Annotated in this window: 18 protein-coding genes; 11 read left to right on the plus strand and 7 right to left on the minus strand. The window is 57.7% G+C overall.

Annotated features, from left to right (window positions below):
* Positions 1–9: 9 nt before the first annotated feature.
* Positions 10–1,077, minus strand: a complete 1,068-nt coding sequence (locus tag KEHDKFFH_RS14435; RefSeq protein ID WP_104322552.1) for a beta-N-acetylglucosaminidase domain-containing protein — start codon at positions 1,075–1,077, stop codon at positions 10–12.
* A 119-nt stretch (positions 1,078–1,196) separates the two neighbouring features.
* Between KEHDKFFH_RS14435 and KEHDKFFH_RS14440 the strand changes: the two genes are divergently transcribed.
* From KEHDKFFH_RS14440 to KEHDKFFH_RS14465, 6 genes are all read left to right on the plus strand, one after another.
* A complete protein-coding gene (locus KEHDKFFH_RS14440) occupies positions 1,197–1,655 on the plus strand; it encodes an ATPase (RefSeq protein WP_104322553.1) in 459 nt (152 codons plus the stop codon).
* A 145-nt stretch (positions 1,656–1,800) separates the two neighbouring features.
* On the plus strand, positions 1,801–2,877 hold the full coding sequence (locus KEHDKFFH_RS14445) for a TRAP transporter substrate-binding protein (RefSeq protein ID WP_104322554.1): 1,077 nt from the start codon (positions 1,801–1,803) through the stop codon (positions 2,875–2,877).
* Positions 2,878–2,978: 101 nt separating this feature from the next.
* Entirely contained in the window at positions 2,979–3,524 is a 546-nt protein-coding gene (locus KEHDKFFH_RS14450) for a TRAP transporter small permease subunit (protein ID WP_104322555.1), read from the plus strand.
* Positions 3,521–4,816, plus strand: coding sequence for a TRAP transporter large permease (locus KEHDKFFH_RS14455; protein ID WP_104322556.1), 1,296 nt, complete (start codon positions 3,521–3,523; stop codon positions 4,814–4,816). The genes KEHDKFFH_RS14450 and KEHDKFFH_RS14455 overlap by 4 nt, the downstream gene beginning before the upstream one ends.
* Before the next feature lie 230 nt (positions 4,817–5,046).
* Complete coding sequence (locus KEHDKFFH_RS14460) at positions 5,047–6,360, plus strand: SAM-dependent methyltransferase (protein WP_104322557.1); 1,314 nt, start codon at positions 5,047–5,049, stop codon at positions 6,358–6,360.
* A complete protein-coding gene (locus tag KEHDKFFH_RS14465) occupies positions 6,360–7,484 on the plus strand; it encodes an NAD(P)/FAD-dependent oxidoreductase (protein ID WP_104322558.1) in 1,125 nt (374 codons plus the stop codon). The genes KEHDKFFH_RS14460 and KEHDKFFH_RS14465 overlap by 1 nt, the downstream gene beginning before the upstream one ends.
* Positions 7,485–7,550: 66 nt before the next feature.
* Here the strand turns inward: KEHDKFFH_RS14465 and KEHDKFFH_RS14470 are convergent, their stop codons facing one another.
* Together KEHDKFFH_RS14470 and KEHDKFFH_RS14475 are read right to left on the minus strand one after the other, a co-directional pair.
* Positions 7,551–9,221 (minus strand): choice-of-anchor I family protein, encoded by a 1,671-nt coding sequence (locus tag KEHDKFFH_RS14470; protein ID WP_104322559.1) that lies wholly within the window; start codon positions 9,219–9,221, stop codon positions 7,551–7,553.
* A gap of 161 nt (positions 9,222–9,382) precedes the next feature.
* Positions 9,383–9,856 (minus strand): Dps family protein, encoded by a 474-nt coding sequence (locus KEHDKFFH_RS14475; RefSeq protein WP_064229855.1) that lies wholly within the window; start codon positions 9,854–9,856, stop codon positions 9,383–9,385.
* 229 nt (positions 9,857–10,085) lie between these two features.
* Between KEHDKFFH_RS14475 and KEHDKFFH_RS14480 the strand changes: the two genes are divergently transcribed.
* Complete coding sequence (locus KEHDKFFH_RS14480) at positions 10,086–10,361, plus strand: DUF2061 domain-containing protein (protein ID WP_104322560.1); 276 nt, start codon at positions 10,086–10,088, stop codon at positions 10,359–10,361.
* Positions 10,362–10,379: 18 nt separating this feature from the next.
* Here the strand turns inward: KEHDKFFH_RS14480 and KEHDKFFH_RS14485 are convergent, their stop codons facing one another.
* A complete protein-coding gene (locus tag KEHDKFFH_RS14485; RefSeq protein ID WP_104322561.1) occupies positions 10,380–11,822 on the minus strand; it encodes a dihydrolipoyl dehydrogenase in 1,443 nt (480 codons plus the stop codon).
* A gap of 173 nt (positions 11,823–11,995) precedes the next feature.
* On the opposite strand from KEHDKFFH_RS14485, the gene KEHDKFFH_RS14490 reads away from it, so the two are divergent.
* Positions 11,996–12,667, plus strand: coding sequence for a LysE family translocator (locus tag KEHDKFFH_RS14490; protein ID WP_104322562.1), 672 nt, complete (start codon positions 11,996–11,998; stop codon positions 12,665–12,667).
* Here the strand turns inward: KEHDKFFH_RS14490 and KEHDKFFH_RS14495 are convergent.
* Positions 12,612–13,664, minus strand: a complete 1,053-nt coding sequence (locus KEHDKFFH_RS14495; RefSeq protein ID WP_104322563.1) for a 3-deoxy-7-phosphoheptulonate synthase — start codon at positions 13,662–13,664, stop codon at positions 12,612–12,614. The two genes, KEHDKFFH_RS14490 and KEHDKFFH_RS14495, sit on opposite strands and share 56 nt — an antisense overlap.
* Before the next feature lie 357 nt (positions 13,665–14,021).
* Here KEHDKFFH_RS14495 and KEHDKFFH_RS14500 point away from each other — a divergent pair, with 357 nt between their 5' ends.
* Complete coding sequence (locus KEHDKFFH_RS14500; RefSeq protein WP_104322564.1) at positions 14,022–14,810, plus strand: secretin N-terminal domain-containing protein; 789 nt, start codon at positions 14,022–14,024, stop codon at positions 14,808–14,810.
* A gap of 2 nt (positions 14,811–14,812) precedes the next feature.
* Here the strand turns inward: KEHDKFFH_RS14500 and KEHDKFFH_RS14505 are convergent, their stop codons facing one another.
* Positions 14,813–15,319 carry a DnaJ domain-containing protein gene (locus KEHDKFFH_RS14505; protein WP_104322565.1) on the minus strand — a complete coding sequence of 169 codons (507 nt, stop codon included), beginning with the start codon at positions 15,317–15,319 and terminating at the stop codon, positions 14,813–14,815.
* 226 nt (positions 15,320–15,545) lie between these two features.
* Between KEHDKFFH_RS14505 and KEHDKFFH_RS14510 the strand changes: the two genes are divergently transcribed.
* Both KEHDKFFH_RS14510 and KEHDKFFH_RS14515 read left to right on the plus strand, forming a co-directional pair.
* On the plus strand, positions 15,546–16,646 hold the full coding sequence (locus tag KEHDKFFH_RS14510; protein ID WP_104322566.1) for an efflux RND transporter periplasmic adaptor subunit: 1,101 nt from the start codon (positions 15,546–15,548) through the stop codon (positions 16,644–16,646).
* Complete coding sequence (locus tag KEHDKFFH_RS14515; protein ID WP_104322567.1) at positions 16,646–19,735, plus strand: efflux RND transporter permease subunit; 3,090 nt, start codon at positions 16,646–16,648, stop codon at positions 19,733–19,735. Before KEHDKFFH_RS14510 ends, KEHDKFFH_RS14515 begins: the two co-directional genes overlap by 1 nt.
* Here the strand turns inward: KEHDKFFH_RS14515 and KEHDKFFH_RS14520 are convergent.
* Entirely contained in the window at positions 19,666–20,661 is a 996-nt protein-coding gene (locus KEHDKFFH_RS14520; RefSeq protein ID WP_104322568.1) for an AraC family transcriptional regulator, read from the minus strand. The two genes, KEHDKFFH_RS14515 and KEHDKFFH_RS14520, sit on opposite strands and share 70 nt — an antisense overlap.
* Positions 20,662–20,704: the final 43 nt, after the last annotated feature.

Raw genomic sequence — 20,704 nt, forward strand, 5'->3', positions numbered from 1 at the left:
TTCGCCGGCCTACTGCGTTGCCACCATCTCATCGGTCACCTGATACTCACCCGCCAGCCAGCGCAGAATCTCATTGGCCGCCGGGTGGTCAAAGGCGTCGTAGGTGTGTTGCAGACTCTGCCGCTTTTCATCACTGATCCGGCCCAGACCAGCGTCCTGCAGCACCAGTAAATCCGCATGCAGCTGCGCCGCCAGTTCCCTGCCCAGCACCTCCCGGGCGACATGGCGGAACGCCTGACCGTATTGATAGGACGGCCCAAGCCGATAGGACTCTGCCAGCGTGATGGCCGGAATCGCCGTTAATGTGGGCTGCAATGCCGGATTGATTCCGTGGCCGGCCAGGTGAGCCGCATTTGCAGCGGGTCGCCCGGTGAACGCTCGAAGATGCAGGTGCTGAGACATCCGGTCACCATCATTGACCGGGTAATTATCCCAGAGTACCGGCTTGCGCCCGAGCAGGTCCCCGACCCGCTTCAGGTGCCCGGGAGACACTTCCCGGGAACACACCTCCTCCCCGGTCCAGAAGACGTTGACCGAGTGGTCCAGCTTGCGTCCGAGAGTCTCCAGATAGTCCGCCGGACGCTCCCCGAAAACCCGATCCAGCACCGGATCGTCGGAATAGTAACTGGGACAGACACTCAGATGCCTGATGGTTGTGCGATCACGAACCCAGTGCACTATGTCTGCCTGGGTGCTGGCAAGATCGGGAGTATCGGAGCGCATGTCATCAAACAGGATCGCCAGTTCATCAATGCCGATACGCTCCAGCAGGGCGAGTTTGTCTGCCAACGCTGCGCGAGCCTCATCGTCAAACCGGTTGAATACTTCGAAGGGGCTCAACCCTACCCCGAAACGCACCCCCTCATGCCGGCAGAAACGGGAAAACTCGGCCAGCTCAGAGGCCATGGCCGGTGGGTGGGGCTGCTGCCATTTGCGACGCAGGAAGGCATCGGCCTTGGGGGCATAGAGATAGAATCCGTAACCGTGGGGAGCCAGAGTGCGGACCAGGTGCCGACGTTCCTGCCAGGTCCACATGGGGCCGTAGAATCCTTCAATGATGCCGAGTGTCGTTGCCATGGCCACTTTCCGCTCCGCTGGTTCCCGGGTCCGGTACAGGTACCCTATGCCCCCTAATTTTGACTAGACTTATCGATAATGCCAACTACAAACGATCCGCCCCGGCGAGGAGCAATGCAATGGAGATAAAAACGTTCGAGGACCTTATCGAATGGACCCGGCAACTGCACGCGTATCTGTCACGATGCCTGAAGGAATCCGCCAAACTGAACAACGACGAACGTGCCAGTGCACTGCTTGATTATCTTGCTGGCCACGAGGCCCTGATGGAAAGAGCCGTCACTGAATTTGAGAAGCAGGCTGATCCCAAGGCCATGCACACCCGCATGTACGACTATCTGAACCATAAGCCGATCAGGGCCAGCGCCGACTCCTACACGCACTACGCCTCCATGTCGTTCACTGACATCGCCAAAGAGGTATTCCATTTCCACGACCAGGTCATGGACCTCTACGACTCCCTGATCGGAAAGGCGGAAATTCCCGAAGCCAAGTCCCTGCTGGAGGACCTCCTGGCTCTGGAAGAGCACGAGGCCATGCGTCTCGCCAGCCAGATTGGCCGGATGGAAGACCTCTGATCCGCCTTACGACCAAGGTCGTACAACCAGCGGTTTTTGATTTCGTTTGTTAACGATAATTGCTAACGTGAACTAGCATCAAGAGTGGTTTTTCCCCAAAAGGGGGACCCTCGACCCACAAAAAAGATAAGAGGATAGAAGAGCAATGAAGATCCGTTCTGTTCTTTCCGCGGCTGTGCTGGCTGTGGCAACAACCTTTGCCTCCACACAGGCGCTCGCCCAAGACACCTTCACACTCCGCCTTGCAGAAACCTGGGGGCCAAACTTCCCGATTTTCGGTGATACCACCAAGCGCTTTGCCGAAACCGTAGAGAAAATGTCTGACGGACGACTCAAAGTCCGCATCGATTCGGCCAACAAACACAAAGCCCCGCTGGGTGTGTTTGATATGGTCAAGGCTGGTCAGTACGACATGGGCCACTCCGCATCCTACTACTGGAAAGGCAAGGTTCCCGAGACCCTGTTCTTCACCAGCATGCCGTTTGGCATGAACGCCATGGAACAGTACGCCTGGTTCTACCACGGCGGTGGCATGGAGTTGATGCAGGAAGTCTATGAACCCCACAACATGCTGTCTTTCCCGGGCGGTAACACCGGCGTGCAGATGGGTGGCTGGTTCCGCAAGGAAATCAAATCCCTGGAAGACCTGGAAGGTCTGAAAATGCGCATTCCCGGCTTTGCTGGTGAAGTGTTTGCAGAAGTTGGCGTAAACCCCACCAACATCGCTCCGGGTGAGCTCTATACCGCACTTGAGCGCAACACCATCGATGCGGTTGAGTGGGTAGGCCCGGCACTGGACCTGCGTCTCGGTTTCCAGCAGATTGCCGACTACTACTACACCGGCTGGCACGAGCCTGCCACCGAGTTGCAGTTCCTGATCAACAAGCGGGTATGGGAGAAGCTGCCGGCGGACCTGCAGGAAATCATGCGTGTTGCCATGCGCACGGCATCCTACGACATGCTGGTTCACTCCCAGCACGCCAACGCCGAAGCCTGGGCTAACATTCGTGAGGAATATCCGAATGTCCAGATCAAGCAGTTCCCGGATGACATTTTCGACGCGATGTACGCCGCCAACAACAAGCTGCTGAAGGAAGCTGCTGCTGAAAGCGACATGGCTGCCAAGATTATCGACTCCCAGCAGAACTATCTTGAGCAAAGCCGCGCTTACACCAACATTTCCGAGCGCGCTTACCTCAACACCATGGCCGAAGTCGAGTAAGATATAGGCTGTAACGGAGCCGGGATCGCTCTACGAGTGATCCCGGTTTTGTCGTTTATAGCAACTGAAAAATCGCCAGTCCGCCTGGCGGAGGATCATCAATGCGGTGGATTATCAAACTGGACGAGGGGCTCTCGCGCCTGTCCACATTCTGTGGCTGGGTTGCCTGTGTCGCGATGATACTGATGGCAGCCAACGTCTTTTACGACGTCGTAGCACGCTACGCCTTTAACAACGTCTCAATTGGCATGCAGGAAATGGAGTGGCACCTATATTCGGTGGTGTTCCTGCTGGGTATACCTTACGCATTGCGCACGGATGGTCATGTTCGGGTTGACGTGTTCTACACCCGCTGGAGCAATAAAGCCAAAGCCTGGGTTAATCTTGTCGGTGCATTGATTTTCGTTATTCCTTTTGCGTACCTGATCGGCATCTACGGTTACGATTTTGCACTGGACTCTTACCGCATGGGCGAAGGCAGTGGTGATCCGGGTGGCCTGCCACATCGCTGGATCATAAAGTCGGTTATCCCGATCAGTGCCGTGTTCATAGGCATTGCAGGGCTGAACATGGCCACCTACGCCCTGCGCGTGATGGCCGGCGACAAAGAATATGAAGGTGAACACAGCGCAGGAGGACTCGCATGATCGGTATGATTATGTTCGGTGTCGCCCTGCTGATGCTGATGCTGGGCTTCCCCGTAGCATTCACCTTTGGCGGCGTTGCCCTGTTTTTCGGAGTTTTCGCCGAGGGCATGGATCTCTTTGCCTTCATGCCCTATCGCATCATGAGCGTGATGCAGAATACGGTCCTGATGGCGGTTCCCCTGTTCATTTTCATGGGCGTTGTGCTTCAGCGCACGAAACTGGCAGCACAGCTGCTGACATCCATGGGCCGGCTGTTCGGTGGCCTGCCGGGTGGCCTGGCCATTTCAACCATTCTGGTGGGCGCCCTGCTGGCCGCCTCCACCGGCGTCGTGGGCGCCAGTGTGGTTGCCATGGGTCTGATTTCGTTGCCCGTCATGCTCGCGCACAAATACGACAAACGACTGGCTACCGGTACTATCTGTGCATCCGGGACTCTCGGCCAGATCGTGCCGCCTTCGATCATCCTGATCATCCTGGGTGACGTGCTTGGCCTTCCGGTTGGGGATCTGTTCAAAGCCGCGGTCTGGCCCGGCATCGTGCTGGTCGGGCTATATATCGTGTATATTCTGGTTCTGACCAGACTGAAGCCCGAAACCGCACCGGCCATGCCGGATGAGCCAGGCGTATCCCGCAAGAAGGAAATCTTCAATGCGCTGTTGGCGATCATTCCGCCGCTGGCATTGATTGTGGTGGTTCTGGGCTCAATCTTCACCGGCATTGCCACACCCACTGAGTCATCCGCGCTGGGTGGCGTTGGCGCTGTGGTTCTGGCGATCATCTACCGGCAGTTCTCCTTCAAGATGGTGTGGGACGCGTCCAAGGACACCGTCAAGGTGACCGCCATGGTCTTCGCGATCCTGATCGGTGCCACCGCATTCTCCATGGTGTTCAGCTACACCGGCGGCGACTACCTGCTGGAAGAGTGGCTGCTCCAACTGCCCGGTGAAAAGTGGGGCTTTATCATTCTGGCCATGGTGGTGATTCTGGTATTGGGTTTCTTCATCGACTTCGTTGAAATCTCTTTCATCATCGTGCCGATTCTTGCTCCTGTGGCCGAGGCTCTTGGCATCAACATGCTCTGGTTCGCCATCCTGATCGCGATGAATCTACAAACCAGCTTCCTTACGCCACCATTCGGGTTTTCGTTGTTCTATCTAAAAGGCGTCGCGCCGCCTGAAGTGCGAACGACGGATATCTACAAAGGCGTGCTGCCATTCATCCTGATACAGATGTTTGTGCTGGCACTGATTGTGATTTTCCCTGAATGGTTTGGTATGAGCTCTTCATACTGACCGACTGACCGAAAGTACCGGGCCTCAAGGCCCGGTACTTTTTTACCCTTCAATTTTTGTGCCTCGCTATCCTTCCGATAGTTTTCTTCTATTCTCGCTCAACCTGACAAACTCTCAGCCTTTTCTATACTGAACGGACAACCGGCGATTCTCAGACTGGTATTCGGGAACCCTGGCGTAAACACGTCGACAAACATTGATGTTGAGGTTATCAAGGGAGAGCGGAGTCCATGAACCAGAGCACTGCCCAGAAAACCCGTGACAACGGGCAAGAATCCAAAAGCCACGTTCTGACCCTGCCACTGGAAAGCACCCACGTTGACCGGTCACCGCACACTTATGAGCGCTGGCTGATTGCCAAGCTCATGCGTATGGCGGGATCACCCCCTCTCCGCTTCCGGCTCTGGAACGGCGATGTTATCGAACCGGAGGGCCAACACGCACAGTTCACTTTGCACCTGACCGACCCCAAAGCCCTGTACGCACTGGTGACCAATCCCAACCTGGCGTTCGGCGATCTCTACAGCGCCGGTCGCCTGGAGGTGGAAGGCGACCTGCCTGACCTGATGGAAACCCTCTATCGCTCAGTTCATCAGGCGCGCCAGAAATGGCCGAAATGGCTGGAAGCCCTGTGGCGCAATCACAACCCCCGGTCTACCGGCATCTCGGAAGCCAAGGAAAACATTCACCACCATTACGACCTGGGCAACGAGTTTTACCAACTCTGGCTGGACAGCGCCGAAATGCAGTACACCTGCGCCTACTACGAGAGCCCGGACCTGTCCCTGGAACAGGCTCAGCTGGCGAAGCTGGAGCACGTCTGTCGCAAGCTCCGGCTCAAGCCCGGCATGACCGTGGTCGAGGCCGGTTGCGGCTGGGGCGGGCTGGCCCGTTACATGGCCCGCAACTACGGCGTCAAGGTGCACTCCTACAACATCTCCCGGGAACAGTTGGCCTATGCCCGGGAAGAGTCCCGCAAACAGGGGCTGGATCATCTGGTGGAATACGTCGAAGACGACTACCGTAATATCAGCGGACAGTACGATGCCTTTGTCTCCATCGGCATGCTGGAACATGTGGGCAAGGGCAACTACGAGGCCCTGTCCAAGCTCATCAAGCGGAGCCTGAAACCCGACGGCATCGCGCTTCTGCACAGCATTGGCCGTAATCGCCCGATGCTGATGAATGCCTGGATCGAAAAACGCATATTCCCCGGCGCCTACCCACCGAGCATCGGAGAATTCATGCAGATCTGCGAGCACGGTGATTTCTCGGTGCTGGATGTCGAGAATCTACGCCTGCATTACGCCCAGACCCTGAGCCACTGGATGGAGCGCTTCAACGAGAACGAAGACAAGGTAACCGCCATGTACGATGGCCACTTCACCCGGGCCTGGCGCATGTATCTGGCCGGATCCATCGCCGCCTTCCGGGCCGGCTCCCTGCAGCTGTTCCAGGTGGTCTTCAGTCATGGCGATAACAACAAGCTGCCCCAAACCAGACAGGATCTCTACAATTTTCCTGCCGCACCCGAGGAGGGCTGATGGACTATTACGACCTGATCATTGTCGGTGCCGGTCCAGCCGGCTCCACCCTGGCCAGCGCTCTTGAGGACAGCGGCAAAAAAGTACTGATTATCGACAAGCAGGATTTTCCCCGGGACAAGACCTGTGCCGGCTGGGTGACCCCTGCAGTCATGGATACCCTTAAGATTAATCCCGGGGAATACGGCAAAGGACGAACAATTCAGCCCATTCGTCGTTTCCGCATCGGCATGATGGGTCAGCCGGCCGTTGAAAACGATCACGGCGAGGTGGTCAGTTATGGCATCCGCCGGTGTGAATTCGACGATTATCTGCTCAGCCGCGTAAACAGCCCCAAGCAACTTGCCACGCCGGTCAAATCCATCGTCCGTAAAGACGGCAACTGGGTGATCAACGACACCTGGGGCGCGCCCCTGGTGGTTGGCGCCGGCGGCCACTTCTGCCCGGTTGCACGGCTACTTGGCGACGGTCCGGGTGGCCATGAGACTGTCGTCGCCGCCAAAGAGGTTGAGTTCGAAATGACGCCGGAACAGGCCTCGTCCTGCCAGGCGAGGGGGGATACACCGGAACTCTGGTTCTGCCGCGATCTCAAGGGCTATGCCTGGGTCTTTCGCAAAGGCAATTATCTGAATATCGGCCTGGGCCGGGAGGACAACCACAAGCTGACCGGCCATCTGCAGGCGTTTGTCGATGAGATGAAGTCCACCGGACGCATCCCGGAGGACCTGCCAGGGCGCTTCAAGGGCCACGCCTATCTGCTTTATGCCCATGCAGAGCGGCCTCTGGTGGACGACGGCATTCTGCTGATCGGCGATTCCGCCGGCCTGGCCTACACCCAGAGCGGTGAAGGCATTCGGCCTGCGATCGAATCGGCACTGCTGGCAGCGGATGTGATACGCAACGCGCCAAATTATTCAGCTTCTTCATTGCAGGTCTACGGCGATGCCATTGCCGAACGCTTTGGCAACCGCGCAGCGGACACGGATCAGGGCTGGCAGGTTCCGGACTGGGTCAAGATGCCTCTGGCCAGTAGCCTGATGCGTTCGCACTGGTTTACCAGAAAAGTGGTGACGGAGAAGTGGTTCCTCCATCAGCAAGTGCCGCCGCTGAAAGTCGCTGTCTGAGACGGAAAACAAAAACCCGGGAGCACCGATAACGATGCCCCCGGGTCTCTTTCAGGCCCTGTGAACTCAGTTCGCAGTCAGTTCAATCACGTCGATACCGTACAGAGTGGTGGTTCCGCTGATCTCATTTCCGACAACCAGCAACGGCTGCCCATTGGGGCTGTCTTCTGCGGCGATGAAGGCAATGCCCTCCGGTCCGAGATCACCGGCCATGCCCGCTTCCAGGTCTGCATCCGACACCGAGAAATCCCGGTTGTTCAGGTACTGAACGAACCCCGGATTCTGGGGGTTGGTCACGTCATAGACCATGATTCCGCCAATCCGCTCAAGCCCGATAAACGCGAAGGTCTGGCCGTTGATTGCGCCAACTGTCACTGCTTCCGGCTCCGGGCCCTTGTCATCCGATCGGTTGTCGAAATTGTTCTCGTCGTTGGTGGCGTTGAAGTTGTCTGGCAGCAGACTGGCGGTGATACGTTCGAATTCGCTACCGCTGTCGAAGACCCGCTTGCCATCGGCGGACCAGATGGAGAACGACCGCGCGCCATACGTGTAGATTTCACTGTATTCGCAGTCGACTTCTGGATCTGTCGCCGGATCACTCGGCTCACATCCATTGCTGACACCCATAGTCGAAGTCACGTTGATCCGGCCAAGGTTCTCCTCCAGCTGAAGATCGACCGCATTCGGAAAGGCCGTGGCATCCAGGGTCAGATCCGCAAGCCGGAACTCTTCGGAGAAACCGTCATAATCCCTGGAATCGCCTTCGTTGGCGGTGATGTAGTAGGTCTTGCCGTTGTAACCGTAGCTGGTGATTGCATCCGGCATGTACATGCCTTTTACCGGCCAGTTCCGGATATTGATGCCGTTGTCCCGGTTGCTGGCGTCCAGCTCGTTGCCAATAATGCCGTGGTCCTTGAAACCAAGCGGCAGGATCGCATTGATCACGCCGGCTTCGATGTCCAGCTCGGCAACGGCATTGTTCTCCTGCAGGGTAACCCAGGCCGTCTTGTTATCCAGAGAAACCGCAATGTATTCCGGCTCCATGTCCTGGGCGACAGTTGCGCCCGGACCAAATACCCGCACCCCGCTGGCTTTCAGGGCTGCCTCGTCGGCATTAAATCCCTCGAATCCTGCCGTGGTTACTGTGGCGCCGGCGACGCCCGCGGACAGATCAATAATGCTGACGGATCCGACCGGATCATTGGTGTAATCGTCGCTCGGCTCACCTTCGTTGGCAACCAGCACTTTCATCCCATCCCGAGTGAAGGTGACCATATCCGGGAGCGCACCAACGGTGACTTCACCCACCTTGCCCAGGTCTATGGCGTTGTAGAATACAACCTTGCCATTGTCCTGTTTTACGGTCGCTTCAATGGCCACCGCGACCAGATTGCCGAACACCGCGACGCTGTTGGCCGAAGCCCCCTCAGCGGTTGCATCAATGGTCTGCAGCAACACTGGCTGGGACGGATCCTGAATATCCAACACATCGACTGTACGAGCACCGGCATTGACCACGAACAGACGCTGGTTGGCCGGGTCGTGGGCAACAATCTCGGCGGCGCCCACGTCGAACACGTCACCCGGAGCCTGGTAGGTGCCCAGAACATTGAGTTCGATCAGGGATTTGCTAGTGCCGTTTACACCATCAGCGCCATCGTCGCCGTCATCGGTACAGGCACTCAGGCCCAACAGGGAGGAAAGTATGGTTGCGGAAAGCAGGGTCTTTCGAAACATGACATTGCGCCTCTGGAATAGCTTGATGTAGAGAATCCCTACACACGCTAGGTCAAAGGCGTGACAGTTCGGCGTCAGTTTCGAGTCACTACGATTACCAATTGATGAAAATGACAAAAAAATGGCAACCCGAAGGTCGCCATTCCTTCAGTTCGCTCAATTCAGTGACCGAGATAACTGCGGTACATCCAGACAGTCTTCTCCTGCTGCGAGATGTAGTCGCTCATCAGGGCAACGGTGCCCTCGTCTTCCGCTTCGCCGGCCAGGCTGAGCAGTGTGCGCTGTTTGCCGATCAGTTTGGCAAAACTTTCCACGATGTTCTCCATCGCTTCCTTGCCGTCGGAAACATCCTTGCGCTCAGGAACTTCAGATCGCTCGATGTAGGTGCTGTAGGCGTGAGCCGGGCGATGGCCAAGCGTCAGTACCCGCTCTGCGATCTCGTCAATCTTGAGTAGCAAATCGTCGTACAGCTCTTCAAATTTGACGTGGAGCTCGAAGAAGTTGTCGCCCTTAATGTTCCAGTGGTATCCACGAACATTCATGTAAAAGATCTGATAGTTGGACAGCAGATCGTTCAGCGAATCTGCAAGTTTTGCCGTTTTCTCGGTATCCAGGCCAATAAAATTCTTACCCATAACGCGTCTCCTTGGCAGTTATGTGAACAGGATGAAGCTTAAGATACGCCCGTTGGCCGGACGCCGGGAAGTTTAGTTTGCTAATCTCGGTGATAGCGACGCTGCATAACACTATAAAAACCCCTAAACAGATAGTTAGAGGCTATCGAAATCCTCAATACAATTCATTTAACAATCATTCTCAACCGGCGTCTAATGGCAGCATCCTAGAACGTCACCGGAGAGAACCATGAGCGCCTTGAAACTGTTCGTACACAACCATGGCACGAATGGCGACCAGTCGCTGATAAAGACGGTAACGTTCGCCCTTACCCACTTTACCGTCGCCTTTACCGTGGCCTACCTGCTCACAGGTGACATCCTCATCGGAAGCCTGATCGCCATGGTGGAACCGGCCATTAATACCGTTGCCTATTTCTTCCATGAAAAGATCTGGGCCCGCCGCCAGCACAACGCAAGAACACCAGAAGGAACGGTCCCCCAGAGTCAGCCCCACACCTGTTGATCCCGATCAAGGGCCGGCTCAGACACCCGGCCCACAGTCGGTGCAGCCTTCCTCTGGCGCCGGTCCGATACTGAGATTGCGGTTGAGGTTTTTCAGTGCGGTTCTCAAACCTTCCTCAATGACCGGGTGATAAAACGGCATTTCCAGCATTTCAGTGACGGTCAGTCTTCGCTGGGCAGACCATGCCAGTAGATGGGCGATGTGCTCTGCGGCAGGGCCAAACATCTCGGCTCCCATAAAAAGCCCACTACCATGCTCACCGTAAACCCTCAGTAGCCCCCGGTTTTTGCCGATCACCCGACTGCGCCCCTGATCCTCGAAGGACACCTCTCCAACGGCAAAGCAACCGCGACAACGCTCGCCCACCTCCTGAATCGTCAGCCCGACCGTCGCAATCTGCGGATCGGTGAAAACCACAGCCAACGGCGTCCGACGAAGTCCGGTTCGCACATCCGGGTAGGATGCCGCGTTGTAGCCGGCTATCCGGCCCTCGTCGGCTGCCTCATGCAACAGCGGCAGACTGTTATTGGCATCGCCGGCGATAAATATGTGGCTCTGGCCACAACGCAGGGTATGGGGATCAAACAGGGGCATGCTCTTTTCATCCAGCTCAATACCGGCATTCTGGATATCCAGTCCGTCTATGTTTGGTCTGCGCCCAGTTGCCGCTAGCAGGTAATCGAAGGTTTCCGTCTTTTCACCAGCATTCCCATCCACGAAAGTTATGGCGACACCGTCATTAATCCGCTCAACGTTCTTTACGTCCGAATCCGGATCCAGCGGAAATTCATCGTTGAATGTTTTCAGCGCGTAGTCGCGGATGGCGTCATCCTGGATCGGGCCGACCGCCCCGCCAACGCCGAACATCCGGACGCGAACGCCCAATCTGCTCAGCGCCTGCCCCAGCTCCAGACCAATCACGCCCGGACCGAATACCGCAACCGAATCCGGAAGATCCCGCCATTCGAAAATATCGTCGTTTACCACCAGCCGGTCCCCGGCTTCATTCAGAAAGCCCGGGATATTCGGCCGGGAACCGGTAGCGATGATGATACGCGCGGCCTGTACCTCGAGATTGCCGTCCACCACCAGACGATTCGGGCCGACAAAACTGGCGTGGCCTTTCAGACGATGTGCTTCCGGAAACTTCTCAACTGAATCGATCACGGACGAAACGAACCGGTCCCGTTCGGTTCGCACCCGCTCCATTACCCGTCTGCCATCGACCCGGATGGCCCCGGAAGAGACGCCGAACAGGTCGCCAAGTTGCATCTGATGAGCGTTGTCAGCGGCCGCTATCAACAACTTGCTGGGCATACACCCGACTCTGGCGCAGGTGGTTCCATACTGGTCGCCTTCGATCAACACAACCTTGTCGGTCGCTTTGCGCACACGCTGGTAGGCCACCATACCGGCGGTGCCTGCTCCGATAATCGCAACGTCTACGGCTCGCTTTTCCATACACGGTTCTCCTGACAGGCATTCCCGGCTTTCGGGAACTGGGAAGGTTCGAAGGGTAAGAGCTCAGTATAGAAGCCATGGCAAGTTTCACCCACACCGTGAAAAAAGCCTGGATCCGGCCTATGCTGTCAGACTTTTCAGGCAACGGCAGGCGCAGGATAGGAGTAGGGAATATGCAGAGTTACTGGCCGGAATTTCTGACCGTAGCGGTGGTCCACTTGCTGGCCGTGGCAAGCCCCGGGCCGGACTTCGCGGTAATGCTCAGACAGGCGCTCTGCCAGAGCCGGAGGAACGCACTGCTGACCGCCATTGGTATCGGCGGCGGAATTCTGGTGCATGTCTGTTATTCCCTTCTGGGGATTGGCCTGCTGATCCAGCAATCGATCATGCTGTTCAATGTTCTCAAGGTGCTGGGGGCCCTCTACCTTGCCTGGATTGCGTTGCAGTGTCTGCGGGCCAGGGCCGGTGGCGTTCATGTGGAGCAGGACTCCGCAGGTGGGCAATCCGGTCTTGCAGCCCTTCGACTGGGTTTCCTGACCAATGCCCTGAACCCCAAGGCAACGTTGTTTTTTGTCTCCCTGTTCTCGGTTGTGATCAGCCCCGGTACGCCCATTGCGCTCCAGGCCGGCTACGGTATTTACATGGCCCTGGCCACCGGGCTCTGGTTTGCCATGGTTGCCGTGTTCTTTACCCTGCCCCGGGTTCGCCGGGGATTTAACCGGTTTGGCCACTGGCTGGACCGGCTGATGGGGGGCGTTCTGCTGGTGCTGGCCGGCCAGCTGCTACTGTCTACAGTGAGCGGATCAGAGCCTCCGTCTGGGCCCATCCCAGACACGGATCGGTAATCGAACAGCCGTAGCGCAGGTCTTCACTATCGTCCTGCCGGCCCGGTTCCAGGAAGCTTTCCAGCATCAGACCACGGATATGGTGGTTGCCGGCACGGCGCTGGGCCATCACTTCACGGGCGATATCCAGCTGTCGCTCGGCCTGTTTGCAGGCATTGTCGTGGCTGCAGTCCACCATCACCGCGGTGGACAGGCCGGCATTCCCTAGGGCGCCGACGGCCTGTTCAATACTTGCTGCATCGTAGTTGGTAATTCCGCGGCCACCGCGCAACACCAGGTGGGTGTCGGGATTCCCCCGGGTGGTAATCATGACCGGCGCGCCGGTCGCAGACACCCCAAGGTGGTGATGAGGATGGGAAGCCGACTTCATGGCGTTGGTTGCCACGGCAATTCCGCCATCTGTACCGTTCTTGAAGCCGGTGGGCATGGGCAGCCCGCTGACCATTTCCCGATGCACCTGCGATTCGGTGGTTCGGGCACCGATGGCCGTCCAGCTCACCAGATCGCCCAGGTAATCCATGGCGAACGGGCTCAGAGCTTCGGTAGCCAGGGGCAACCCCATGGCCGCCAGGTTCAGCAGCAGGCGACGGGAGCGGCGCAGCCCCTCATTCAGATCGCCTGCTCCGGTGCGCTCCGGGTCGTACAACAGCCCTTTCCAGCCGACGGTGGTCCGGGGCTTCTCCAGATAGGCCCGCATAACGATCAGGAAACGGTCGCTGACCTCATCCGCCAGCGCCTTCAGCTTCTCCCCGTATTCCAGGGCCGCCACCTCATCGTGAATGGAACAGGGTCCCATCACAATCAGGGTTCTGGTGTCGCTGCCGTGCAGAATTTCCCGTATCGCCTGCCTTTGGTTATGGACCTGACTTACGACAGAGTCGCTGGCAGGCATCTGCAGTTTGAGCTCAGCCGGTGATGGCAGAGTCACCTCCTCCCGGTGGCTGACGGGTGACTCCATTTGCTGGTGTGACAGCTCAGTGTTCAAGGGCATGTTCATGTCAGTGCTTCCGTTTCCCTGCGTCAGAATCAAAAAAGCCCCGGCTGGGCTACCAGTCGGGGCTTTTTGAGTCCGGTGGCAGCCTGGGTTTTCTGCCGGGCTGCCTTCCTCGTTATTCGTTCGATGAAGATGCTATGGGCGGCCCCGGCTCTGGCTAAAATAAAAGCCATAACCAAACCACCAGAAAAACACAGCAGCGACTGCAGCCGCCGGCTTGGTACCGAAAGCTTGCAAAACATTCAATTGACAGGTCGCGTGTGTCGTCTTCATGCTTTTCAATATATACCCCTGGTTTTCACCTTGGCAACCCGTGTGTCGGAGTTTTTTCAATACCGACGGAAGGGTTGGGAGTAATCAATGGCCATTTTTGTCCGACGACACCCCGTGCAGCTTGTCCTCGCTCTATTGCTGACGTTTGTTTCCAGCCAGGTTCTGGCCCAGGCGGAGTCCCGGGTTTATCAGCTCAATAACAGACCGGGCGACGATGTGGCCGTGCAGATTCGCGAGCTCTACCAGGGCTCGCCGTTGACGGTGACCGCCCGGGGTCAACAATTGGTAGTGCGCGGTGAGCCCGACCTGCTGGACGAAATCGGACGGCTTGTCGAGACTCTGGACGTGGCGCCAGTGCAGATTCGCATTACCGTTCGCTCCAGAACGGATAGCGGCGGCAAGCGCTCAGGTGCTGGCATTTCCGCTTCCGGAGGCCAGGCCGAAATATCGGCAGAGCGCCGCGTTACCACCACCGGCAGCGCCCAGGAAAGAACACTGGTCATGCAGGATGGGCAGTCGGCGCATATTACCTCGGGCCAGATCCGGACGATTCCAGTTGCCGTTCGCGGCGGACGGAATCCGGCGGCCTTCCTTCAGCAAGTCGAAACCCGTAGCGGATTTCTGGTCAGCCCCCAGGTGATTTCCGACCAGGCGGTAGAGCTGAGCATTGTCTCGTTCGAGGAGGAACCGGCAAACCTGGACGGTTATGAAACGGAGGCGGTAGTCACCATCCGGCGGGTTGAACCCGGACAGTGGGTGTCACTCGGCAGCACAGCGACCCGATCAACCCAGGAGCGGAGCGGTATTACCTACCAGGTGAACAGCAGCCGATCGGATAATCGGAGCTTTGAAGTGCGGGTCGATCTGCTGCCCTGACATCAGGCGTGTCGCTTGCCCAGAAGAATCTGCTTGGCTTCGTTCAGTTTGGCTGCCAGATAGTCGTTTCCGCCCCGGTCCGGGTGAAGCTTTTGCATCAGCCGGCGATGGGCCATCACAATCTCCTCTTCGGTACAGCCCACTTTCACTCCGAGGATATCGCAGGCCTCACGCTCTGACATCTGGCCAGTGAGATCCGTACCCGGGCCAGAGTGATCGTTCGTCTGCTCTTGACCCTCTCCCCGCTGCTTCCCTCCCATGAATCGGTTGATCTCTGGTGCAAATTTCAGCAAGGCGGGAAGCTTGCGCAACAGCGGAATCACAGCCGCCACAGCCGCGGTCAGTACATGGATCCGACCGGTCAGCACCATGAACACCAACAAGGCACCGCCAATCACCAGCACAACTTTCCAGGTGGCCGCCTTTTTCTTCTCTGCGGATAGCGCGCCCCACTGTTTCAGAATCACAAACACGGCGGCTGCCAACGCGATTCCCAGAATCCACTGCATGGTTGATCCTCACCCTGAATAACGTCGTAATTCTGTCACTGACGCCTGTTACATTACCAGTGCCCTGCGCGGACAACCGCCCGCAACAAAATAACCATGATATCCGTCAAACCCGGCGAGCCCGAAGTCTAGATAGAAATACTTACAACCCGGTGACAATAGCGACCCTGATTTTGTAGGATGCTATGCTTCCCCAAATCTGACACAGATCCTCAGGACCCGAACCATGCGCACTGCTTCCCGCTTTCTGATCGTCATTATATTTCTCGGCGTAGTGCTCGGAGGCATCTTCGGCTACAAGTTCTACCAGTTTGGCCAGATGCAAGAGCAGATGTCCCAGCCCCAGCCACCGGCCCAGATTTCCGCAGTTGAGGCTCAAAAAGAAGCCTGGACTCCGGCCATTAAAGCCGTCGGCAGCGTTGAGGCCGTCAACGGCATCCAGGTGGCCAATGAAGTGCCCGGCGTCATTGAGAACATCAATTTCGAATCAGGCGATGTAGTTAAGCGTGGCGACGTGTTAATCCGGATTGATGCAGCCATCGATGAGGCCGCACTTCGCACCCGTCGTGCCGAGGCACAATTGGCCGGGCAGGAATTCAAGCGGGTATCCGACCTGCTACCCAAGCGCGCAGTTTCCCAGTCTCAATATGATGAAGCCAAGGCCAACTTCGACGCTGCCCGCGCCCGTGTTAACGAAGCCGAGGCCCAGCTGAGCAAGAAGATTATTCGTGCGCCTTTTGATGGCACTCTGGGTATCCGGATGGTCGACCAGGGCGAGTATATTGCCACCGGCACTCCCATTGTCGAAATCAACATGCTGGACCCGATCTATGTCGACTATACCCTGTCGGAGAAGAACCTGCCCAACGTGAAGACAAACTATCCGGTAGTCGCCACTGTCGCAGCCGTTCCGGAGCAGGATTTTGAAGGATCCGTCAGTGCCATCAACACCTCGGTTAACCCGGAAACACGGACTGTCAGGATCCGAGCCACGCTCTCCAACCCGGACAACCTGTTGCGCCCGGGCATGTTTGCGACTGTTCTGACCCAGCAGCCTGAGGACGACGAGGTTGTGACCGTCCCGCGCACAGCCATCTCCTACAACACCTACGGCGACTTTGTGTTTGTGGTTGAGGAGAACGATCAGGGCAACCTGGTTGCTAGCCGCCGCACGGTAACCACCGGCGAAACCCGCAACACCCGTGTTGCCATTCTCTCCGGGCTGGAAGCCGGCGAAACCGTCGTCGAGAAGGGCTTGCTGCGCCTGCGCGCAGGCCAGCAGGTAGCCATCCAGGAAGAAGACCAGAAGCAGGGGGCATCTGAGTAATGCGCTTCACTGACATATTTATCCACCGTCCCGTACTGGCGACGGTGGTCAGCCTGCTGATTCTGCTCCTGGGTGCCCGGGCGGCCATGGAAATGGAAATCCGGCAGTATCCGGAACTCGAAAGCACCACGGTGACCGTCACGACCGCCTACCCGGGTGCCAGCTCCGACCTGATCAAGGGCTTCATAACCACGCCCCTGCAACAGGCAATTGCCGAAGCCAGTGGCATCGACTATCTGACGTCCACCAGTTCCCAGGGCACTTCCACCATCGAAGCAAAGATGGTGTTGAACTATGACGCCAACGCGGCGCTGGCGGAAATCCAGGCCAAGGTGGCGAGCCAGCGGAACGTATTGCCAGCCGAAGCTCAGGACCCGGTGATCACCTCTACCACCGGTGACTCAACGGCCCTGATGTACATCGCCTTCTACAGTAACGAGCTGGCGGTGCCCCAGATCACTGACTATCTGACCCGTGTGGTCCAGCCCAGGCTGCAGGCGCTCTCCGGTGTCGGCAAGGCGGAACTGCTGGGCCGGAAATTCGCCCTGCGGGTGTGGCTGGATCCGGAACGCCTGGCGGCGGTGGATATGACGCCTCAGGAAGTGGTGGCAAAGCTTCGCGCCAACAACTACCAGGCCGCCGTTGGCAACACCAAGGGCACCTATACCGAAATCAGCATGACCAGCGACACCGATGTGGCTGATCCGGATGCGTTCCGCAACCTGGTGGTCAAGCAGTCCGATGGCACCCAGATCCGCCTGCAGGACATTGCCCGCGTTGAGCTGGGCTCTGAAACCTACGACCAACTGGCGCTCTACAAAGGCCAGCCGGCCACCTATGTCGCCATTGAACTGGCTCCCGGCGCGAACCCGCTGACGGTTGCCGGGCTGGTGAAAGACGAGCTGCCGGATATCGAAAGCCAGCTGCCGTCCGGACTGGATGTGCGCCTGGCGTACGATGCGTCTGACTTCATCGAAGATTCCATTAACGAGGTTATCCAGACACTGCTGGAAGCCATGGTCATCGTTCTGGTGGTGGTGTTCCTGTGCCTTGGATCGGTTCGAGCCTCGGTTGTGCCATCGGTTGCAGTGCCGCTGTCACTGATCGGCGGCGCCTTCGTCATGCTCATGTTCGGTTTCTCGCTGAACCTGCTTACTCTGCTTTCCATGGTGCTTGCCATCGGCCTTGTGGTGGATGATGCCATCATCATGGTGGAGAACGTGCATCGACACATCGAAGAGGGTGAGTCCCGCTTTGACGCCGCAATCAATGGTGCCCGGGAGATGGCGGTTCCCATCATTGCCATGACCACCACTCTGGTGGCGGTATACGCACCCATAGGCTTTATGGGCGGGCTGGTTGGCTCGCTCTTCACCGAGTTCGCGTTCACGCTTGCGGGCACCGTGGTTATATCCGGCATTGTTGCCCTGACGCTCTCCCCCATGCTTTCGGGCAAGGTTCTGAAGCCTCATGGCAACCCCGGTAGATTCGAGCAGGTGGTTGAAAAAACCTTCAATGGCGTGGCGGCTGGCTACAAGTCTGCCCTGAGCTCGCTGATGCAGACCAAATCGGTTGTGGTTTTCTTCGCTATCGTCGTACTGGGCTCCATTTACTTCATGGTCTCCATGAGCCAGAACGAGCTGGCTCCCACGGAAGACCAGGGCATACTGTTTTATCAGGGGCTTGGCCCCCAGACCTCAACCCTGGACTACCTGCTCGAGCACGGCGATGAAATCCAGGAACGGATGTCTACGGTCCCGGGCTACAACGAGGACTTCATGATCATCGGTATTACCGGCCCCAACGCGGTATTCGGTGGCTTCAAGCTGGCACCCTGGAGTGAGCGGGAGATCAGTCAGTTTGAAGTCCAGCCGAAGCTGGATGCCGAGCTCAAAAACGTAACCGGTTTGCAAACCGCCGTGTTCCCGCGCCCCTCCCTGCCGGGTTCCGGCGGTGGCCTGCCATTCCAGTTCGTGATTACCACCGGCAGCAGCTATGAGCAGCTGGATCAGGTAGCGGATGAACTGCTGGGCAAAGCCATGGGCAGCGGTAACTTCATGTTCCTGCAGAAGTCCATCAACTTTGATCGTCCGATCACCCGCATCAACGTCGACCGGGACCGGGTGGCGGACCTGGGTCTGTCCATGCAGGACGTTGGTCAGAGCCTGTCGAGCATGCTTGGGGGCGGTTACATCAACCGTTTCAGCATGGAAGGCCGCTCCTACCAGGTGATCCCACAGGTTGACCAGCAGTTCCGGCTGGACGCCCAGGCGCTCAATGAGTACTACATTCGGGCGGATAACGGCGAACTGGTGCCACTGGGCAGCGTAGTCAGCTTCAGCCAGGATGTTGAACCGTCCAACCGTACCCAGTTCAACCAGCAGAACTCCCTCACTCTTGAAGGCGTGGTACAACCGGGCGTCGCCGCAGGTACCGCCATGGATTTCATGGAACAGACTGCCGCAGAGGTGTTCCCGCAGGGCTTCAGCTACGACTACACCGGCCAGAGCCGCCAATTGGCCACCCAGGGCAGCGCCCTGATGGTGACCTTCTTCCTCTCGCTGCTGGTGATCTACCTGGTTCTGGCAGCGCAGTTCGAAAGCTGGCGGGATCCGTTCATCATCCTGGTGTCGGTGCCCATGTCTGTGGCCGGGGCCATGGCGTTCATCGTGCTCGGCTTCGCCACCATGAATATCTACACCCAGGTGGGCCTGATCACGCTGATCGGGGTGGTGTCCAAGAACGGCATACTGATCGTCGAGTTTGCCAACCAGTTGCAGAAGGAACGTGGGCTTAACAAGGTGGATGCGGTGATCGAGGCGGCGGCGATTCGCCTGCGGCCAATCATCATGACATCACTGGCGCTAATCTTCGCCATGGTGCCGCTGCTGATTGCCATTGGCCCGGGCGCGGAAAGCCGCTTTGCCATCGGCCTGACCATCAGTGCCGGACTGGGTATTGGTACCCTGTTCACCATCTTTGTGTTACCGGCGTTCTACATCCTGCTGGGCCGGGATCATCATGGTTCAGCCGCGGATGAATACGGCAACGGCTCCGGAACCGAGGGTAGTTCAGCTCCGGCCCACTGATCCTGCAGGTTTCGCCGCCACTGTACCGTTTCACTGGGCAACTCCCCGAAGTGTTCCCGGTACAGGGCGGCAAACCGTCCGAGGTGGGAAAAACCTGCGTCGGCGGCATACCAGGAGATGTGCGGCACGTCGCACTGGCAGTCCACCAGGCGCTGCCGAACCCTCATCAGCCGGTTACGCTGGTACAACCGGTAGGGTGTCATACCGGTTTCCCGCTTCATCAGATAGTAAAGATTCCGTTCGCTTACGCCGGAGTGGCTGGCCAGTTCCTGCAGGTTGAACTCCCAGCCCGGCTCATACCTGATTTTTTCGATAGCCCTGAGCAACCGTCGATCGAGTTTCGGGCACTGGCAGATGTGGGCCGATTGTTCAGCTGAACGCGTCAGGTTGAGGAAAAGCTCATTCGTGACCCTGATGGCATGAGCATCATCCCGAAAGAAGGGTGACCGATGGAGATAACAGGTGATGAGCTCTTCGCATTTCGAGAGACCGGCGTCACTAAAGTCGGGGACAAGCGGGGCCGACTTGCCCGGTTCCAGTCTGAGAATCAGCACGCTCGCTTCCGAAGGCAAACGCAATCGGAACCGGTCTTCCGGCCATGCCAGGACGAGCTGGTTCAGGGATTGCCAGGGCGCATCCCGTGTTGCGATCTCCGGGTTGCCGGCCCTCGGTAACAGGAAAACAGGGGCAGTCGCCCGGCAGCCTGTAATTTCCATGCCCTCAGCGGCATACAGACAGATCAGTCGGCCACGCTCAGTGCTCAGCGTCGACAGGGCCCCTACCTGATGCCCACTCCCCTCGAACAGGGTGCAGTCAATATCGTCACAACCGGACAACTCGCGAATTGCGGCAAGCCACTCAGCAAGGGAGGCACGATTGAGTCGCAGGTAGGCATCGAGTTCCAGGTCTGGCACAGAATTTCGCATAGAAGTCCGGGGTAGAGATTTGCCCCTTGATAATTGAAACGGG

It is taken from the genome of Marinobacter maroccanus (assembly GCF_002933275.1).
GTDB lineage: Bacteria > Pseudomonadota > Gammaproteobacteria > Pseudomonadales > Oleiphilaceae > Marinobacter > Marinobacter maroccanus.

What these genes read in the sequence shown, in the direction of transcription:
- KEHDKFFH_RS14435 (WP_104322552.1), bottom strand. Translation starts at nt 1,077, where the DNA reads ATGGCAACGACACTCGGCATCATTGAAGGATTCTACGGCCCCATGTGG.
- KEHDKFFH_RS14440 (WP_104322553.1), top strand. Translation starts at nt 1,197, where the DNA reads ATGGAGATAAAAACGTTCGAGGACCTTATCGAATGGACCCGGCAACTG.
- KEHDKFFH_RS14445 (WP_104322554.1), top strand. Translation starts at nt 1,801, where the DNA reads ATGAAGATCCGTTCTGTTCTTTCCGCGGCTGTGCTGGCTGTGGCAACA.
- KEHDKFFH_RS14450 (WP_104322555.1), top strand. Translation starts at nt 2,979, where the DNA reads ATGCGGTGGATTATCAAACTGGACGAGGGGCTCTCGCGCCTGTCCACA.
- KEHDKFFH_RS14455 (WP_104322556.1), top strand. Translation starts at nt 3,521, where the DNA reads ATGATCGGTATGATTATGTTCGGTGTCGCCCTGCTGATGCTGATGCTG.
- KEHDKFFH_RS14460 (WP_104322557.1), top strand. Translation starts at nt 5,047, where the DNA reads ATGAACCAGAGCACTGCCCAGAAAACCCGTGACAACGGGCAAGAATCC.
- KEHDKFFH_RS14465 (WP_104322558.1), top strand. Translation starts at nt 6,360, where the DNA reads ATGGACTATTACGACCTGATCATTGTCGGTGCCGGTCCAGCCGGCTCC.
- KEHDKFFH_RS14470 (WP_104322559.1), bottom strand. Translation starts at nt 9,221, where the DNA reads ATGTTTCGAAAGACCCTGCTTTCCGCAACCATACTTTCCTCCCTGTTG.
- KEHDKFFH_RS14475 (WP_064229855.1), bottom strand. Translation starts at nt 9,856, where the DNA reads ATGGGTAAGAATTTTATTGGCCTGGATACCGAGAAAACGGCAAAACTT.
- KEHDKFFH_RS14480 (WP_104322560.1), top strand. Translation starts at nt 10,086, where the DNA reads ATGAGCGCCTTGAAACTGTTCGTACACAACCATGGCACGAATGGCGAC.
- KEHDKFFH_RS14485 (WP_104322561.1), bottom strand. Translation starts at nt 11,822, where the DNA reads ATGGAAAAGCGAGCCGTAGACGTTGCGATTATCGGAGCAGGCACCGCC.
- KEHDKFFH_RS14490 (WP_104322562.1), top strand. Translation starts at nt 11,996, where the DNA reads ATGCAGAGTTACTGGCCGGAATTTCTGACCGTAGCGGTGGTCCACTTG.
- KEHDKFFH_RS14495 (WP_104322563.1), bottom strand. Translation starts at nt 13,664, where the DNA reads ATGAACATGCCCTTGAACACTGAGCTGTCACACCAGCAAATGGAGTCA.
- KEHDKFFH_RS14500 (WP_104322564.1), top strand. Translation starts at nt 14,022, where the DNA reads ATGGCCATTTTTGTCCGACGACACCCCGTGCAGCTTGTCCTCGCTCTA.
- KEHDKFFH_RS14505 (WP_104322565.1), bottom strand. Translation starts at nt 15,319, where the DNA reads ATGCAGTGGATTCTGGGAATCGCGTTGGCAGCCGCCGTGTTTGTGATT.
- KEHDKFFH_RS14510 (WP_104322566.1), top strand. Translation starts at nt 15,546, where the DNA reads ATGCGCACTGCTTCCCGCTTTCTGATCGTCATTATATTTCTCGGCGTA.
- KEHDKFFH_RS14515 (WP_104322567.1), top strand. Translation starts at nt 16,646, where the DNA reads ATGCGCTTCACTGACATATTTATCCACCGTCCCGTACTGGCGACGGTG.
- KEHDKFFH_RS14520 (WP_104322568.1), bottom strand. Translation starts at nt 20,661, where the DNA reads ATGCGAAATTCTGTGCCAGACCTGGAACTCGATGCCTACCTGCGACTC.